The 16,284-nt window shown below is 65.5% G+C and carries 15 protein-coding genes and 1 pseudogene; 8 read left to right on the plus strand and 8 right to left on the minus strand.

Translation table 11 applies throughout. The annotated features are described in order from the left end of the window. The 8 genes from IT40_RS03515 to IT40_RS03545 all read left to right on the plus strand — a co-directional run. A partial coding sequence (locus IT40_RS03515; protein WP_036750688.1) for a molybdopterin dinucleotide binding domain-containing protein occupies positions 1–494 on the plus strand: 494 nt, incomplete at its 5' end. Between the two features lie 18 nt (positions 495–512). After that, a complete protein-coding gene (locus IT40_RS03520; protein WP_036750693.1) occupies positions 513–1,916 on the plus strand; it encodes a cytochrome ubiquinol oxidase subunit I in 1,404 nt (467 codons plus the stop codon). A 1-nt stretch (position 1,917) separates the two neighbouring features. Further along, on the plus strand, positions 1,918–2,922 hold the full coding sequence (gene cydB / locus IT40_RS03525; RefSeq protein ID WP_011750245.1) for a cytochrome d ubiquinol oxidase subunit II: 1,005 nt from the start codon (positions 1,918–1,920) through the stop codon (positions 2,920–2,922). After that, on the plus strand, positions 2,922–3,038 hold the full coding sequence (locus IT40_RS27275; RefSeq protein ID WP_084196813.1) for a DUF2474 domain-containing protein: 117 nt from the start codon (positions 2,922–2,924) through the stop codon (positions 3,036–3,038). The genes cydB and IT40_RS27275 overlap by 1 nt, the downstream gene beginning before the upstream one ends. A 62-nt stretch (positions 3,039–3,100) precedes the next feature. Then, positions 3,101–5,941, plus strand: a complete 2,841-nt coding sequence (locus IT40_RS03530; RefSeq protein ID WP_036750696.1) for an ATP-dependent Clp protease ATP-binding subunit — start codon at positions 3,101–3,103, stop codon at positions 5,939–5,941. Between the two features lie 229 nt (positions 5,942–6,170). Further along, the gene (locus tag IT40_RS03535) at positions 6,171–7,196 is read left to right on the plus strand and encodes a Dyp-type peroxidase (protein WP_036750709.1); all 1,026 of its coding nucleotides are present in this window, start codon (positions 6,171–6,173) and stop codon (positions 7,194–7,196) included. A 1-nt stretch (position 7,197) separates the two neighbouring features. Then, entirely contained in the window at positions 7,198–7,995 is a 798-nt protein-coding gene (locus IT40_RS03540; RefSeq protein WP_036750710.1) for a family 1 encapsulin nanocompartment shell protein, read from the plus strand. A 6-nt stretch (positions 7,996–8,001) separates the two neighbouring features. Then, positions 8,002–8,895 carry a bestrophin family protein gene (locus IT40_RS03545; protein ID WP_036750713.1) on the plus strand — a complete coding sequence of 298 codons (894 nt, stop codon included), beginning with the start codon at positions 8,002–8,004 and terminating at the stop codon, positions 8,893–8,895. A 150-nt stretch (positions 8,896–9,045) separates the two neighbouring features. Here the strand turns inward: IT40_RS03545 and IT40_RS03550 are convergent, their stop codons facing one another. The 8 genes and pseudogenes from IT40_RS03550 to IT40_RS28305 all read right to left on the minus strand — a co-directional run bounded on the left by IT40_RS03550 (position 9,046) and on the right by IT40_RS28305 (position 16,220). After that, a complete protein-coding gene (locus IT40_RS03550) occupies positions 9,046–9,927 on the minus strand; it encodes an MFS transporter (RefSeq protein ID WP_244273990.1) in 882 nt (293 codons plus the stop codon). A gap of 843 nt (positions 9,928–10,770) precedes the next feature. After that, a pseudogene (locus IT40_RS29885) lies at positions 10,771–11,274 on the minus strand (IS3 family transposase); the annotation flags it as partial. Positions 11,275–11,337: 63 nt separating this feature from the next. Beyond that, the gene (gene tnpC / locus IT40_RS03560; protein ID WP_275600384.1) at positions 11,338–12,672 is read right to left on the minus strand and encodes an IS66 family transposase; all 1,335 of its coding nucleotides are present in this window, start codon (positions 12,670–12,672) and stop codon (positions 11,338–11,340) included. A 10-nt stretch (positions 12,673–12,682) separates the two neighbouring features. Beyond that, positions 12,683–13,024: an IS66 family insertion sequence element accessory protein TnpB gene (gene tnpB, locus IT40_RS29145; protein WP_036750717.1), complete on the minus strand. Its 342-nt coding sequence runs from the start codon at positions 13,022–13,024 to the stop codon at positions 12,683–12,685. A gap of 735 nt (positions 13,025–13,759) precedes the next feature. Continuing rightward, complete coding sequence (locus IT40_RS03570) at positions 13,760–14,149, minus strand: hypothetical protein (protein WP_036750720.1); 390 nt, start codon at positions 14,147–14,149, stop codon at positions 13,760–13,762. Between the two features lie 55 nt (positions 14,150–14,204). Beyond that, positions 14,205–15,281: an LLM class flavin-dependent oxidoreductase gene (locus tag IT40_RS03575; RefSeq protein WP_243700185.1), complete on the minus strand. Its 1,077-nt coding sequence runs from the start codon at positions 15,279–15,281 to the stop codon at positions 14,205–14,207. An 8-nt stretch (positions 15,282–15,289) separates the two neighbouring features. After that, on the minus strand, positions 15,290–15,652 hold the full coding sequence (locus tag IT40_RS03580) for a DoxX family protein (RefSeq protein WP_036750724.1): 363 nt from the start codon (positions 15,650–15,652) through the stop codon (positions 15,290–15,292). A 397-nt stretch (positions 15,653–16,049) separates the two neighbouring features. Continuing rightward, on the minus strand, positions 16,050–16,220 hold the full coding sequence (locus IT40_RS28305) for a hypothetical protein (RefSeq protein WP_157034054.1): 171 nt from the start codon (positions 16,218–16,220) through the stop codon (positions 16,050–16,052). Between the last annotated feature and the right edge of the window lie 64 nt (positions 16,221–16,284).

Genomic DNA, 16,284 nt, shown 5'->3' on the forward strand with positions numbered 1-16,284 from the left:
CCGATTTCAACAGCCGCATCAAGGCGCCGCACGGCTTTCACCTTGATGTGCCGCCGCGCCGGCGCGTCTGGGCCACGCCGAACGGCAAGGCGAATTTCCTGCCGCTGCCGGGGCTGGAGGTCAACGATCCGGTGGACGATCCGCAGATGCTCCGACTGTCCACCATCCGCTCGCACGATCAGTTCAACACCACGATCTACAGCTACAATGATCGCTATCGCGGGATCTACAACGACCGGATGGTGCTGTTCATGAACGCGGGCGACATCGCCGCGCGCGGGTTGCGCGACGGCCAGCAGGTCGCGCTGGACACGATCAGCCCGGATGGGTTGCCGCGGCGCGTCGCGGGGTTGACGGTGGTGGAATATCCGATGCCGCGCGGGTCGGTCGCGGGATATTATCCGGAACTCAATCCGCTCCTGCCGCTTGACTACTACGACCGGATCAGCGGCACGCCCGCCGCGAAATCCATTCCCGTTCGCATCGCCACCTGATCCCCCGGAGGGGCAGCCATGTTCGAACATCTGGATGCCGTCATTCTGGCCCGCGTGCAATTCGCGTTCACGGTCTCGTTCCACTTCGTCTTTCCGGCCTTCTCGATCGGGCTGGCCAGCTATCTCATGGTGCTCGAGGCGCTGTGGCTGCGCACGGGCAGGGGGGTTTATGCCAACCTGTTCCGCTACTGGCTGAAGATCTTCGCGGTGGTCTTCGGCATGGGCGTCGTCTCGGGCGTGGTGATGTCCTATCAGTTCGGCACAAACTGGTCGGTCTTCTCGGAAAAGGCGGGGCCGGTGATAGGGCCGCTGATGGCCTATGAGGTGATGACCGCATTCTTCCTCGAAGCGGGCTTCCTGGGCGTGATGCTGTTCGGGATGAACAAGGTCGGCAAGGGGCTGCATTTCCTTGCCACCTGCATGGTGGCCCTGGGCACCATGATCTCGGCCACATGGATCCTTGCGGTAAACAGCTGGATGCAGACGCCGGCGGGGCACCTGATCAACGAACAGGGACAGTTCGTGCCGGGACCGTCCTGGTGGGCGATCGTCTTTACCGCAAGCTTTCCCTACCGGCTGGTGCATACGGTCATCGCGGCCTACCTGACCACGGCGCTGGCGGTGGGCGGGGTCGGCGCATGGCACCTGCTGCGCGACCGCGCCAATCCCGGCGCGCGCAAGATGTTCTCGATGGCGATGTGGATGGCGGCCGTCGTCGCGCCGATCCAGATCTTCGTCGGCGATGCGCATGGGCTGAACACGCTGGAGCACCAGCCCGCCAAGATCCTGGCCGTCGAGGGCCATTACGAGCCCAGTCCCGACGGCGCCTCGCTGATCCTGTTCGGCATCCCCGACAGCGAAGCGCGGCGCGTGGACTATGCCATCGAGGTGCCGAAGCTCGGCTCGCTGATCCTGAAGCACGATCCGAACGCCGCCCTGCCGGGGCTGAACGATTTCCCGCGCGAGGACTGGCCGCCCGTCGGCATCGTGTTCTGGTCCTTCCGCATCATGGTCGGGCTGGGCTTCGCCATGCTGGGGCTGGGGCTCTGGAGCCTCTGGGCGCGCTGGCGCGGCATCCTCTACGACTGGTGCTGGCTGCATCGGGCGGCGCTTGTCATGGGGCCTTCGGGCTTCGTCGCCGTGATCGCGGGCTGGATTACCACCGAGGTGGGACGCCAGCCCTTTACCGTCTACGGCCTGATGCGCACCGCGGAATCGCATTCGCCGCTTGCCGCGCCCGCCGTAGCGGCCTCGCTGATCGCCTTTGTCGTGGTCTATTTCTTCGCCTTCGGGGCGGGGATCTATTACCTGCTGCGGCTGATGGCAAAGCCGCCGCAGCCCGGCGAAACCCAGCCGCCCAGCCGACCGCAGCGCGCCGCCGGCATCACGCCCGCCGCGTCCGGCGCCGGCACGGAGTATTGACATGGAAAGCATCGATCTGACCGTCGTCTGGGCGCTGATAATCGGCTTCGCGGTCTTTGCCTATGTGGTGATGGACGGGTTCGACCTGGGTATCGGCATCCTGTTCCCGACGCTGAAGGTCGGCGAGGAACGCGACCAGGCGATGAACTCGATCGCACCTGTCTGGGACGGCAACGAGACTTGGCTGGTGCTGGGCGGCGGCGGGCTGTTCGCGGCCTTTCCGCTGGCCTATGCGATCATCCTGCCGGCCACCTATCCGCTGATGATCGCCATGCTGCTGGGCCTGATCTTTCGCGGCGTCGCCTTCGAGTTCCGCTGGCGCGACCCGCGCCACCGCGCCTTCTGGGACCTGGCCTTCACGGGTGGTTCGGTCGTGGCGGCGCTGTCGCAGGGCATCGCGCTCGGCGCCATCCTCCAGGGCATCCGGGTCGAGAACGGGGCCTATGCCGGGGGCTGGCTGGACTGGCTCAGCCCGTTCAGCCTGCTGACCGGGATCGCGCTGCTGACGGGCTATGCGGCGCTTGGCGCGGCCTGGCTCAACTGGAAGACCGAAGGCGGCGCGCAGAGCCACGCCCGCCGCATGGTGCATCTGCTTGCGCCCGCCATGATCGCCATGCTGATCGCGGTCAGCGCCGCGACGCCCTTTCTCAACTACGACTACTGGCGGCGCTGGTTCGACTTTCCAGGGGTGCTGCTGACGGCGCAGGTGCCGCTTCTGGTTGCGATCTGCGCCTTGGTGCTGTTCCGCAGCCTGATCGCCGGCGCCGAGCGGCTGCCCTTCCTGATGCTTCTCGCCCTGTTCCTGTTGTGCTTCATCGGGCTGGGCATCAGCATCTTTCCCTATGTCGTGCCCCGCTCGGTGACGATCTGGGATGCGGCGGCACCGCTGCGCAGCCAGTCCTTCATGCTGGCAGGCGCGATGTTCATCATCCCGATCATCCTGATCTACACGGGATGGGCCTATTGGGTGTTCCGCGGCAAGGTCGGAACACACGGCTATCATTGATGGCGGGCGAGGCCCCCCTGTGGAAGCGGCTGGCCTGGATGGCCGCGATCTGGACCGCCAGCGTTCTGGCCCTCGGCCTTGTGGCCATGGCCATCCGATGGGCGCTCGCGCCGTAAGCTCCCGCACCGACACCCGGCAAGAAACCGACACGACTCGCTGAACCAACGAGGAGGAACCAATGGCGACCGAAATGTGCCAGATCTGCGGCATCCGCCCCGCAGCCTATCATGTGACCGTCATGCAGGACGGCGAACGCAAGCAGATGGATATCTGCGAATACGACTATGCCCGGCTGACCCGGCAGCAAAGGCGCGCCTCGCCGCTGGAATCGCTGTTCGGCGGCGATCCCTTCGACGGCTTCTTCGATCGCGCCCGCGGCCTGATGGGCGACGCCAATGCCCCCGCCGGCCGGGCCGCCATGACCGATGCGCCCAGCGAGCGGCAATATGTGGACAGCTTCAGCGAGCAGACCAAGGCCATGCTGCAAAAGGCCGCCGAGCGCACGCAGGAAAGCGGCCGCCGCGACATCGATACCGAGCAGTTGCTCTATGTCCTGCCCGACAGCGAGGCGGTGCAGGCGATCCTGAAGCAGTTCAAGGTCAGCCCCGCCGACCTGCGGGCCGAGATCGACAAGCGTGCCCCCGAGCTGCCCGGCGCGGGACCCGAGGGCAGGGACAAGGATGAGGTCGGCGTCTCGCCTCGCGTGAAAAGCGCGCTGAACCGCGCCTATACGGCCGCGCGCGAACTGGGGCACAGCTATGTCGGTCCCGAGCATCTGCTGATCGGACTGTCCGAGGTGCCGGACAGCCATGCCGGCACGCTGCTCAGAAAATACGGCATGACCCCGCAGGCGATCCGCCAACAGGTGGTCAAGGTGGTCGGCAAGGGTGCCGAGGACGGCCGGGTCGAAACGCCCACGAACACGCCGAACCTGGACAAGTTCAGCCGCGACCTGACCAAGCTCGCGCGCGAGGGCAAGCTGGACCCGGTGATCGGCCGCGCGCAGGAGATCGAGACCACGATCGAGATCCTCGCCCGGCGCAAAAAGAACAACCCGGTGCTGATCGGCGAGCCCGGCGTCGGCAAGACCGCCATCATCGAGGGCCTTGCGCAGCGCATCGTCAACGGCGAGGTGCCCGAGGTCCTGCGCGACAAGCGGCTGATCGAGCTGAACATCAACTCGATGGTCGCGGGCTCCAAGTATCGGGGCGAGTTCGAGGAACGCGTCAAGCAGTTGATGGACGAGATCACCGCCCGGAAGGACGAGCTGGTCCTGTTCATCGACGAGGTCCACACCATCGTCGGCGCGGGGCAGGGCGGGGGCGAGGGCGGGCTGGACATCGCCAACACCTTCAAGCCTGCCATGGCGCGCGGCGAAATGAATCTGATCGGCGCCACCACCTTGGCCGAATACCAGAAATACATCGAAAAGGACGCCGCGCTGGAGCGCCGCTTCCAGCCGGTGCTGGTGCCCGAGCCGAGCGTCGATCAGACCATCAACATCCTGCGCGGCCTGCGCGACAGCATGGAGGCGCATCACAAGGTCACCATCCTTGACGAGGCGCTGGTGGCGGCGGCGGAACTGTCGGATCGCTACATCTCGGGGCGGTTCCTGCCCGACAAGGCCATCGACCTGATCGACCAGGCGGCGGCGCGGGTGCATCTGTCCACTACCTCGCGCCCCGCCGACCTGCAAGAGGCCGAGGCCGAGATCGCGGGCTTGAGACGCGAACAGGCCTATGCCACCTCGCGCAAGAATTTCGACAAGGCCAAGGAATTCGAAGCCCGGATCGGCGAGCGCGAGAAGGACCTGGAGGAAAGGACCGATGCCTGGAAGGCCAGGGTCGGCTCGTCCAGCGCCGAGGTGCAGGTGGGCGACATCGCCGACATCGTCTCGAAGCTGACCGGCATTCCGGTGAACGAGCTGACGCAGGAGGAAAAGGAAAAGCTGCTGAAGATGGAGGAGCGGCTGCATCAGCGCGTCATCGGCCAGGACCGCGCCATCGAGGCGGTCTCGGACGCCGTGCGCCTGGCAAGGGCCGGGCTGCGGCAAGGCAGCCGCCCCATCGCCACCTTTCTGTTCCTGGGGCCTACCGGCGTCGGCAAGACCGAGCTTGCCAAGGCGCTGGCCGAGGTGATCTTCGGCGACGAGGATGCCGTGATCCGCATCGACATGTCCGAATACATGGAGCGCCACGCCGTCGCCCGGCTGATCGGCGCGCCACCCGGCTATGTCGGCTATGACGAGGGCGGGCAGCTGACCGAGCGGGTGCGGCGCAAGCCCTATTCGGTGATCCTGCTCGATGAGATCGAAAAGGCCCATGCCGATGTCTACAACGTGCTGTTGCAGGTCTTCGACGACGGCCGGCTGACCGACGGCAAGGGCCGGGTGGTCGACTTCAAGAACACGCTGATCATCGCCACCTCGAACCTTGGCTCGCAGGTGATCATGTCGGGCGGGGGCGAGATCACGGCGGCGGTCAAGGAGGGCGTCCAGGAGGTGCTGCGCCAGCATTTCCGGCCCGAATTCCTGAACCGGATCGACGAGATCATCATCTTCGACAGTCTCAAGAAGAACCAGATCGGCAATATCGTGCAACTGCAGCTGGACGGCATCCGGCAGGTGGCGCTGGGGCAGGACATCACGCTGCTCTTCGACGACAGCGTTGTGAACCACCTGGCCGAAGAGGGCTACCAGCCCGAATTCGGCGCGCGCGAACTGCGCAGGCTGATCCGGCGCGAGATCGAGGCGCCGCTGGCCAAGGAGATGCTGGCCGGGAAGGTGGCCGAGGGCGACACTGTCACCGCAAGCTGGGACGACAGCGGCGGCATCGGATTTTCGGTCGGGAAAGCGGCGGAGAAACCCGCTTCTGCCGCCGCCCCGTCGACGCTGGACGCCGTTGCCGCAACCGATGTGGTCGAAGGCGAGGAGCGCAGCTTGCAAGGCGGTGCCGAACAGGCCGCCGAGGCGACGACGCTGATCGAGGACGAGGAGGCGGGCTTGCCGCCCGCCTCGTGACGCCTCGGCGACGAACCCGCAACAGGAAGATCATGGCCTGCGATCCCCGACACCTTCAGGTTCTGCGTGGCGGCGTTCGCGGCCATGAACCCGCCCGGGCATGCCCACCCCGCCGCGGCCGCGCCGGGGACGACCGGAATCGGGGCCATGTTCCGGTCGGGACGATGCCGGCGCTTTCGCAAGCCGGCTGAATAGGCTTTGCTGGACCCGTGCCAGCGAGGGAGTGCCAATGACGACGATTGCAAGCCAGCCCGCGGACGCTTCGCTGACGGCGAATGCGATTTTTCTGACCCTGTCGCTGCATGAGGGCGAGGCGGCGTTGCAGACCTTCCGCGACCTCTGCGCCGACCTGCCGGGGCTCGTGCGTGCCGTGGGATTTCGCAACGCCGCCGCGGGCCTGTCCTGCGTCATCGGCATCGGCGCGGCCCTGTGGGACCGGCTGGACATGGGCGCGCGGCCGCAGGGCCTGCACCCGTTCCGCGAACTGGCGGGCGTCCATCGCGCCCCCGCCACGCCCGGCGACATCCTGTTCCACATCCGCGCCGAGCGGCCGGATTTCTGCTTCGAGCTGGCCAGCCAGGTCATGGCCCGCCTCGGTCCCGTCGCCACCGTCGAGGACGAGACGCAGGGCTTCAAGTTCTTCGACAACCGCGACCTGCTGGGCTTCGTCGACGGAACCGAGAACCCGAGCGGGGCCGATCGCATGGCGGCGGTGTTCATCGGCGCCGAGGACGAAGTCTTTGCCGGGGGCAGCTATGTGATCGTGCAGAAATACCTGCACGACCTCGCCAGGTGGGCGGCGATGACGGTCGAGGCGCAGGAAAGGGTGATCGGCCGCCGCAAGCTCTCGGACATCGAGTTCCCGGACGCCGAGAAGGCCAGCTTCGCCCATAACGTGCTGACCAACATCAGTGACGCGCAGGGCAACCCGTTGCAGATCCTGCGCGACAACATGCCCTTCGGCAGCCCGGCGCGCGGCGCGTTCGGCACCTATTTCATCGGCTATGCCCGCGAGCCGGGCCGGATCGAGACCATGCTGACGAATATGTTCGCGGGCCTGCCGCCGGGAAATTACGACCGCATCCTGGATGTCTCGACCGCCGTGACGGGCGGGCTGTTCTTCGTGCCCTCGGCCGATCTTCTGGACCGGATCGGCTCCGGCGAGGCGCTGGCCGCGCCGGAGCAGGGCATAACGGCTTTTGCGGGGCGGGCGCAAGGCTCGCTTGGCATCGGATCTTTGAAACAGGGGAGCTGACATGGACAATCTTCATCGCGAACTGGCCCCGATCAGCGACGCGGCCTGGGCCCAGATCGAGGACGAGGCGTCGCGGACGCTGAAGCGCTATCTGGGCGCGCGGCGGGTCGTCGACCTGCACGGCCCCGAAGGGTTCGGACTGTCGGCGGTGGGCACCGGCCACCTGCGTCCCGCCGCCTCGCCGGTCGAGGGGGTCGAGGCCCGCCAGCGCGAGGTGAACCCGCTGGTCGAGCTGCGCGTGCCCTTCACCCTGGCCCGCGCCGCCATCGACGACGTGGCGCGCGGCTCGAACGACAGCGACTGGCAGCCGGTCAAGGATGCCGCGCGCCGGATCGCCCTGGCCGAGGACCGGCTGGTCTTCCAGGGCCATGCCGATGCGGGCATCAGGGGTATCCTGCCCGAAAGCAGCAATCCTGCCGTCGCGCTGCCCGCCGATGTCGCCGACTATCCCGAGGCGGTGGCGCAGGCGGTCAGCGCGTTGCGGCTGGCGGGCGTCAACGGTCCCTATGCGCTGGTCCTGGGCACGGCGGGTTTCACCGCGGCCAATGGCGGCGCCGAGGACGGCTACCCGGTGCTGAAACACCTGGAGCGGCTGGTCGATGCGCCGGTGGTCTGGAGCCAGGCGCTGCAGGGCGGGGCCGTCGTCACCACGCGCGGCGGCGATTTCGACCTCTGGCTGGGGCAGGACATCTCGATCGGCTACCTGTCCCACGACGCCGGGACGGTGACGCTCTATCTGCAGGAAACGCTGACCTTCCAGATGCAGACCTCGGAAGCCGTCGTCGGTCTGGACGCCTAGCACGCGATGCCTCCGCGCTCTCAGCCCAATCTGCGCGACATCCTGTTCACGCTCAACGGCTCGATCATCCCCGAGATCCTGGGGCGCCTGGCGGTGATCGGGACGGTCTGCATCGTGGCGATCCTTGCGGCGCGGATGCATCCCGGCATCTTCGCCCGGATCAGCGCCATCCCCTTCACGCTGATCGGCATCGCGCTTTCGGTGTTCATGAGCTTTCGCAACAGCACCTGCTATGCCCGCTGGTGGGAGGGGCGCCAGCTTTGGGGGCAGGTGATCGTCGCCTGCCGGGGCCTTGCACGGGCCAGCGCCGGGCTGGAGCCCGGAACCCGCGCATGGCTGCTGCGCGCGCTTTGCGCCTTTTCCGCCGGGCTGGCCGCGCGGTTGCGCCATCAGGACGAGTTGTCCGCTATTGCGCATTGGCTGCCCGCCGCGGATGTCTCCGGCCAGCCCAATCCGACGGACCGCGTGCTGCAGCTTGCCGGCCATGAGCTGATCGCCGCGACCGGGGCCGGGCGTCTGGGCGAAATCCGCTGGTCGGTGCTTGAGGGCTATCTTGCCCAGCTTTCCGCGGCGCAGGCGGCCTGCGAGCGCATCGCCACGACGCCGGTGCCCTTCGCCTATTCGCTGCTCCTGCACCGCACGGCGCTGGTGTTCTGCCTGCTCCTGCCCTTCGCGCTGGCGGGGTCTCTGGGCATCTGGACGTTGCTGCCGGTGCTGCTGGTGGCTTATACCTTCTTCGGCCTCGACGCGCTCGGCCACCAGCTCGAGGACCCATTCGGCCAGACCCCCTATGCCCTGCCCCTCGACACCCTCGCACAAGCCGTCGAGCGCGAGATGATGGCGGCCGTGTCCGAACCAGGCCGGCCGTATCATGACGGCCGTGCAGGCGCCGTTTGCTGATCGGCTGAAATGCGGCGCGGCGGTGGACCCATCAGCATGAAGACCGATGTAGATCCGGGATGCTTGGCTTCGCTTGCGGTCCTTCGGCAAGACCGAGTGACGATCGAAAAGCCCTCCCCCGTTGTTGCGCCGGAGGAAGAGCCCGCGCCGTCAGTGAAACAGCGCAGCCGTCTTCTGCGCCGTCATCCACACGCCCCAGGCCAGCGGCAGCCCGACCGCCGCCCAGGCCAGCATCGCCGGCAGGTCGAACCGGCCCCGGTCGATCCCGAACGAGCCGCTCCTGACCTCGGCCGTCTTGTGCTCGCGCGCCTGCAGCACCGCCAGTTCCTCGGGCTTCATGAACCATTTCTCGTCCAGGGACCGCACCAGTCGGTTGCAGACCAGCCCCAGCGCCAAGAAACCCGCAAGGATGTACATCGTGTAGTCGTAGACCTGCGCCCGCGGCACGCCCGCCGCGATCTGCGCCTCGCGCAGGTAGTTCACAACGACCGGGCCGACGATCCCCGCCGTCGCCCAGGCGGTCAGCAGCCGGCCGTGGATGGCGCCGACGAATTGCGTGCCGAAGACATCCGCCAGATAGGCCGGCACGGTCGAGAACCCGCCGCCATACATCGAGATGATGACGCAGATCATCGCCACGAACAGCACCTGGTTGCCCGAATGCGCGGCACTTGGCGCCAGCAGGTAAAGCACGATCCCCAGGCCGAAGAAGATGAAATAGGTGGTCTTGCGCCCCAGCCGGTCCGAGGCTGAGGCCCAGCACAGCCGCCCGGCGATGTTGAACAGCGACAAGAGCCCCGCGAAACCCGCGGCGATGGCCGCGATGGCCGCTTTCTGGCCGGCGTCCAGCTGGGTAAAGCCCAGGTCCGGCCTGCCGACCAGCGATCCGGCAAAGATTTCCTGCAGCATGGGCGAGGCCATGCCGATCACCCCGATCCCGGCCGAGACGTTCAGGCACAGCACCAGCCAGATCAGCCAGAACTGCCGGGTCTTGTGGGCGTCGCGCAGGTGGACGTGGTGCTGGGTGATCATCGCGGCCTGTTTCGTCGAGGTCTTGTGAGCTTTGCCGCGACGTCCCGGATCGGCAGCTTGGCCGCCTCCGAGGCGATTTTCGAGTCGCTCTTGTATGCCATGATGATGTTCTTGGTGCTGAAGGTTGTGCCTAAACCATCACCCGCAAGCCGGCTTTACCCGCCGGCCCGGTCGATTCCGTCAGATGCCGGAGATAGCGGCGGTATGTGGCGCCGCAGAGCCATCCGGCCGCGATGCAGCTCACAGCCCTGGATAGGGTCGCTCATCGAGGCAGGCCGTGGTCCGCCGGGCATCTGGCGCCTCTGGTGGCAGCCCTGCCGGCATGTTGCAGTGACGCATTATTACCTTCCTTCCCCTAACTGCCGGTGTCCGCACGCAGCGTTCCCGGCGAAGCCCCCAACTGCAGGAACGCATATTGCGCTTGGCTGTCAACGTTTTATTGTTTTATATCAGCGTTTTGGTCGGTTATATTGTCTGTTCACTGTGGCGCGACCGTTCGATATGCGGACATTCTGACCCTGGGGCAGGCGGGTCTGGCGGCCAAACTGGTACATTCTGTCCAAATCGCCCCTTTTCGATTGGCAGGATCGAACCGCCGTTCCATCCTGGAAAACGGGCTCCGCGCTGCTTCGCAGAACGAATCATCCGTCCCGTCCTGATTGACTTGGCCCGTGCTGAAAAATCGACGAGCCGCACCCCGGAAACCGCGCTTTGGTGGGAGCGAGACGATGGTATCACGTGGCCTCTCCCATCTGCATTCGACCTCGCTTAAGCTGCAACCCCGACATGACATTCGCGCCGGATTGATCGGTCGGGGGATTGCGCGGCGCACGCGCTAGGGACAACCAACCCCATGCCCTTGGCGGGCCGCCGGTCATGCACGGCCTGCTCCAGGGCGTCGAGAACGAAGCGTGCATGCGTCGAGGTGCTGACGCGCTAGCCGGCGATCTTGCGGGCATACGCGTCGATGACGAAGGCCACATAAGCAAAGCCCTTCCAGGTGGCGACATAGGTGAAGTTGTCGTCCATTGGGCTCGGACCAATGGCGCCACAATGGACGACCCCACAGCATGTTCGGCGCAGGCACGCGGAACTAGCGGTTCACCTTGTCCAGCGGACGTGGTGCCGATCTGTCCGAGATCGTCGTCTTGTGCGGCTTGCCACGGATAATCCCTTGGATCCCCAGCCCCTTCATCAACCTCCCGACCGAGCAACGCGCGATGTCGAAGCCTTCGCGGCGCAGCTGCCGCAGACCTTGCGCACGCCATAGACCCGATAGTTCTCTTCAAAGACCCGCAGGATCTCGGGGCGCAACGCATCGTCACGGCGCGCCCTGTCGGGCAGGCGCGTCAATACCTGCTGGCGCTCCCGTGGGCTCATTCCGCGCAACGTAAGCGCTCAGCCGTAGCCCTATGGGGCGAGGCTTGACGCGGTGGTGAAGTTCCCCGGCATGAGCTTGTCGATGCGGCTCCTGGGATGCCCGTCGAGCAAGGCGCGCAGGGTCTCGGCGAGATAGCTGACCGGGTCGACGTCGTTCATCTTGCAGTTGGCGATGAGGCTGGCGAGCATGGTCCAGTTCTCCGCCCCGACCTCATGCCCCGCGAAGAGGGCATTTTTGCGGGTCAACGCGATCTTCCGAATCTGGTTTTCGACAGGATTGGTGTCCAGTTCCAGGCGACCATCCTCGAGGAAGCGGGTAAGGCCCGGCCAGCGCGGCAGCGTGCAGCGGATATCTTCGGCCAGTTTCGAGGACCGGGGAATGCGCGAGAGCTGTGCCGCGAGCCACGGCTGGAAGGCGGCAATGATGGGGGCCGAGAGTGTCCGCCGTGCCGCGAGGCGGACATCAGGCGCCGCGCCGCGCACCGTCTTCTCGATGGCATGGAGTTCGGCGATCTGGCGCAGGGCTTCCTCGGCGATCGGCGATCCGTCCTTTTCCAGCCGCTTCACGAACCGCCGGCGCGCATGCGGCCAGCAATGGACGAGCGTCCAAGGCCCCTCCGTCCGGTCCACCTTGGTCAGCTTGTCATAGGCTTCGTAGCCGTCGCATTGAACGAACTGCCCGCAATAGCCCTCGAGGAAGCGGAGCGCATGCACGGCACCGCGACCCGGCGCGTAGTGGATTGAGGGCATGAACGCCACTGGCTCGAGTGAATGCCCGAAAACCACGGGCGGACTGGTGCTCCCATGCCCGCGATCATCGGAGACGACGGCCCAGAAGTAGCCGGTCCTGGTTCTTCGTCGCCCGGGATCGAGCACCGGTGCCCGGGTCTCGTCCATGAAGATCCGGTCTGCACATATCAGGCGTTCGCGAAGATGGTCGACGATCGGGCGCAGATGGAAGCAGGCGCGTCCGACCCAGTTGCCGAGCGTGGCCCGGTCCAACGCGATCCCCTGCCGGGTGTAGATCTCGGCCTGGCGGTAAAACGGGAGATGGTCGCCGAGCTTCGCCACCATGGCCTGGGCGATCAGCGCTTCGGCGGGAAGGCCGCCGGGCACGACATGCTCCGGTGCGTGGACCTGTACCACCGCGGCGGAGCACTGCCGGCAGGCATATTTGGGGCGCCGCGTGACCAGTACGCGCAGCTGGGCGGGCACGATATCAAGACGTTCGGAGACGTCTTCGCCAATCTTGGCCATCTCGCCGCAACCACAGGGACACGGCGTGCTCGCAGGCCAGTGTCGGTCATGACAGGGGTCTGGCACATGGGCCCCGGCGCCACCATCATCAAAGCGTGCCCGAGTCATTCTGTCGCAGCTATCCCCGTCGAACGCGTTCAGGACGGACAAGCCGCCAGTCGAGGCCCTCGAACAGAGCGGCAAACTGGGCCGGAGACATCTTCATCACGCCATCCTGCACCCGGGGCCGGACGAACTTCGCTGCCTCGAGCCGCTTGTGAACCAGGACCATGCCTGTCTGGTCCCAGACCAACACCTTGATCCGGTCCGCGCGCTTGGCCCGGAACACGAAAGCCGCGCCGCTGAACGGATCGAGGCCGAGCGTCTCTTGGATGGCCAGCGCCAGCCCGTCGATGCCTTTGCGGAAGTCGATCGGGCGCGTGGCAACGTAGACGCGCAGGTCGCCGCTCGGCGAGATCATTGCGACGCCGCCCGGAAGGCACGGATCGTCCGGGCAGCTGCGCCTCGTCGATATCGGAACGCACCCGCAGGATGACACCATCCAGCTCCAGCTCGATCAGGCACGACTTCGCCTCACGCACCGAACCGTCGCGCGGACCGGTCACCGGCGCCGAAGGTGGTGCAACGACAAGCGCCGCGAACATCGGCTCCGACGCCGTTTCGGCAGTCAGCGCGAGATGGCCCGACGCCAGCTTCTTGCGCCAATCATAGATCTGCCAGCGCGTCACCGCGTGCCGACGGGCGACGTCCGAAACCCTTGCCCCGGGGCGCCAGGCTCTCGGCAGCGATCCGCGCCCGTTCCTACTCGCTCCGAAGACGGCGGCCAGATCGCCCCTCCAAAACATCAATCGTGCCCGCGTAGCCATCCGTCGAGCCGTCCAAATAGCCGCCCGTTTTGCCGTCCAATCATGCCTTGCCTCGGCGGCAGGACTCTCACAGCTGAGTTCAACATCGCAGAAGGGATCGGCCGGGCGCTTACCGCGCAACCGCTCCGAGTCGACTTGCATCTGCTGTTGCCTGGGGCTCGACGGCCCGGTGGACACGCCAGGTCCAGCGCCTGGTGCGCAAGGTTCAGGCTGAAGGCGCCATGGCCATGCGCCACACGTTGCGTGGCCGGCCGTCGAACGTAACGTCTCGATTGGAACCGCCTTCTGATCTTGGTCTCAGATCTTAAGCTATTTCGTTATTGACGTCGTTAACGACGTCGTATCGGGGAGCTGACATCTGGTGCATCATGTTGAGGTTCGGTTAGCCGACCTTGCATTTCCAGCCAGTAGTCCGACCGCTCGCGCAGGGCACTGACCGTGTGTTCGGCGAAGAACTCACCGTTGACGCGCAACTTCGTGGCCTCGAACGCGAGGGCCTTGGCGCCCTGTTCGCAGAATTCCAGCCTGTCGCGATGGGCGGGGTCGGGAAAGGCGCAGCTTGGACATTTGAAGCCACCTGGCTGGTTCATCGACAACAGCGCGCGCGAGCCCTTTACCAGCACGCTTTGCTGCATCAGAGCCCGCGCCGTGGCAGCCGCAGCACCCCCGCCGCCGGCTGGGTGGTTATAGGGGTGATAGCGCGGCTTCTCGTCTTCCATCTGCGGCTCTCCTTGGATGGAGTTGCATTAACAAGCCTCCACACGAGCCATGCTTTTAACTGGCCAGTATCTCGCGCACCCTCGGGATGACTTTCGTGCCGAACAGCTCGACCGCGCGCATCAAATGCTCATGCGGCATCGTTCCATAGCTGTATTTCAGGTCAAAGCGCTGAAGGCCCAATGTCCGCACCGTTGTCGCGATCTTCAGCGCCACCGTATCGGGCGAGCCGACATGCATCGCGCCGTGTTCGATATCGGCGATATACTGTTCCTTCGTCACCGGGCTCCAGCCGCGATCCCGGCCGATCCGATCGCGCGCCCGCTTGAAATGTGGAAACAGCAACCGCTGCGCCTCCTCGTCCGTATCGGCGACAAAGCCCGGTGCGTGCACCCCGACCGGCAGTATTGGCTGACCAAGCTCGGTCAGCGAACGGCGATAAAGTTCGGCATAGGGTCGGAAGCGCGCCGGATCGCCGCCGATCACCGCCAGCATAAGCGGGAAGCCATAGCGCGCGGCGCGCACGACAGATTCGGGCGAGCCGCCAACGCCGACCCAGACAGGTAGCACGCCCCGGGTGGTCTTGGGGAAGACCTCGGTATCGGTTAGCGGCGCACGGTGCCGGCCCGACCAGGTGACCGGCCCTTCGGAGCGCAGTGCCGCGAAAAGATCCAGCTTTTCGCTGAACAGCATCTCATAATCCGCGAGATCATAGCCGAACAGCGGAAAGGATTCGGTGAACGAACCCCGACCCAGCGTAACCTCGGCCCGGCCGTCCGAGATCCCGTCCAGTGTCGCAAAGCGCTCGTAGACACGGATCGGATCATCCGAGCTGAGCACCGTCACGGCACTGCCCAAGAGGATGCGCCCGGTCCGGGCTGCGATCGCGGCCAGCACCATCTCGGGAGCCGAGACGGCGAAATCGTCGCGATGATGTTCGCCGACGCCAAAGGCATCCACGCTCACCTGATCCGCAAGCACGCCTTGCGCGACCACATTGCGGATCACCTCGGCATAAGGCGCCGGTGCACCATCGAGCCGCGCATTTACATCGCCAAAGGTATCGAGACCGAGCTGCAGAACTTCAGTGGGCATGTTTCCCTCGGATTGTAAAACCGGGCCGGAAGCCAGCATCACCGAGATCAGCCCGCGAACAGCGCAAACGAGCCCGGCCCCGCCGCAGCCAGTGCAAAGAAGCCGCCGCACAGGGCGATATGTGCCAGAAGCTGGTTGATGTCGTTCTTGTGAGCAACCAAGGCGGTTACCACGCACCACAGACCCAACAGCACACCGAACAGCGTCAGCGGCCAACCAATCACCACGCCGATCCCACCGATAAGCTCGCAGGCACCAACCATATAGGCCAACGCCTTGGCATCCGGCACACCCATGGCGCTCAGCACCGGAACCAGTTTGGCCTCGCCGCCGCGAAGCTTCATCACCCCCCAGACGATAAACGCGCCGCCCATGATCAGCCGCGCCAAGAGAATTGCGAAGTCGAACATGAAATACCCCTTTGACGAGATTAAAAATTAGACTGTTGAGTGTACTGCCATTGCCTTGTCTCGTATAGCTGGTCTGTGTGTGTAGCCGGCTGCCGGACTTTCCGAACGTATGGCGGCGGGCTGTTGACGCCGCCAGGAAAGGGCAGCGCGCCCGGGACTTCATATTCGATGGCGCTGCGGCGTCAATCATCTTTACTGAGATCCGCCGCCAATGCACCTCTTCCTACAAGATCGTGCCGATCCGCCGGAAGGTGCGCGAGTTGCTCGGCATAGCCGAGCGGCGCTCGCCCGGATCGCCAATCGCCGAGCAATGGATCGGTATTTCGCTCGACGAGGCGCTTTGTCAATCGGCCTGCAAAGCTGGCTCTGACTCAATCTCGGTGCAGCTTTGCGGTCATCATGCTGCGCCGAGGAGCCGGGCCCTGTCGGGGGGGCAGCCAAGCTTCGGCGCGATCACCTTGTAGGCCGCACTGTCGCTGGCGTAATCGGCCCGGTTCTCTCTGAAAAGCCGAACACCGCGTTCGCGCAACTCGGCCGGATAGGCGGGGGTGAATCTTTGCTTCGTCATAGGGCTCATCCTTTGAGTGTTCTACTCTCCGGTAAACCCGGGGCGGTTCAATCGGGCTGATGAT

This window comes from Paracoccus versutus (assembly GCF_000763885.1).
In the GTDB taxonomy this organism is placed as follows: domain Bacteria; phylum Pseudomonadota; class Alphaproteobacteria; order Rhodobacterales; family Rhodobacteraceae; genus Paracoccus; species Paracoccus versutus.